Source organism: Stutzerimonas stutzeri, assembly GCF_024448895.1.
Classification (GTDB): Bacteria; Pseudomonadota; Gammaproteobacteria; order Pseudomonadales; family Pseudomonadaceae; genus Stutzerimonas; species Stutzerimonas stutzeri_Q.
On record NZ_JAMOIC010000068.1, the window covers coordinates 1 to 1,338 of the forward strand.

Here is a 1,338-nt window from a genome sequence, read left to right on the forward strand (position 1 = left end):
GAACACTCAATGCGCCTGCGGCTGCCCGCTGCAACGCATCGGCGAAGACATCAGCGAAAAGCTGGATTACACGCCTGGCGTGTTCACCGTCGAACAGCATGTGCGTGGCAAGTGGGCCTGTCGCCAGTGCGAAACATTGATCCAGGCGCCGGTACCAGCCCAGGTGATCGACAAGGGCATCCCGACTGCCGGCTTGCTGGCTCATGTCATGGTGGCCAAATACGCCGATCATCTGCCGCTGTACCGGCAAGAGAAGATCTTTGGCCGTGCGGGTCTGGCTATCGCGCGTTCGACATTGGCGCAGTGGGTCGGACAAACCGGCGTACAGCTCCAACCATTGGTCGATGCCCTGCGCGAGGCGGTACTGGCGCAAGGCGTGATCCATGCCGACGAAACCCCCGTGCAAATGCTGGCCCCTGGCGAGAAGAAAACCCACCGGGCTTACGTCTGGGCATACTGCACCACACCCTTCGCCGACCTGAAGGCCGTGGTCTATGACTTCAGCCCAAGCCGTGCAGGTGAGCATGCGCGCAATTTTATGGGTCAGTGGAATGGCAAACTGGTCTGCGACGACTTCGCCGGCTACAAGGCCAGCTTCGAGCAGGGCATCACCGAAATTGGCTGCATGGCCCACGCCCGCCGCAAATTTTTCGATCTGCGCTCAGCGAACAAAAGCCAGTTAGCCGAACAGGCGCTGCACTCCATTGCCGGGCTGTATGAAATCGAGCGGCAAGCACGGCACATGAGCGATGAAGAACGCTGGCGAATACGCCAGGAAAAGTCTTCACCGATCCTCGATGCGCTGCATGACTGGATGCTGGCCCAGCGTGATCGGGTGCCCAATGGATCAGCCACGGCAAAAGCCCTGGATTACAGCCTAAAACGCTGGCTAGCGCTGACGCGCTATCTGGAAGATGGAGCCGTGCCCATCGACAACAATCAGGTCGAGAACCAGATTCGGCCTTGGGCATTGGGGCGCTCGAACTGGCTGTTTGCAGGTTCACTACGCAGCGGCAAACGGGCGGCTGCGATCATGAGCCTGATCCAGTCAGCACGCCTCAACGGTCACGATCCGTACGCCTACCTGAAGGACGTGCTCATGCGGCTACCAACGCAGCGGGCAAGCGAAATCAGTCAACTGCTGCCGCATCAGTGGATACAGCCTGAAGCAGGCATGTAACCACAGCGGTGTATCACCCCAAACAGCCTACCCGTAATAGTCTCGCACTGATTTTTTGGGCGTTCACGATGTGATACACGGTAAGCGTTCAGCGTGTGATACAGCTACCCGTGCAGCCTGTGATACAGATACGCAAGGTGAGTTAGCTAGACGCTTAC

Annotated in this window: 1 protein-coding gene; it reads left to right on the forward strand. The window is 58.6% G+C overall.

From position 1 onward, the window contains the following. The coding region (locus tag NA619_RS24965) for an IS66-like element ISSal1 family transposase (protein WP_255964441.1) at nucleotides 1-1,180 on the forward strand (1,180 nt) is incomplete at its 5' end. Nucleotides 1,181-1,338 lie beyond the last annotated feature (158 nt).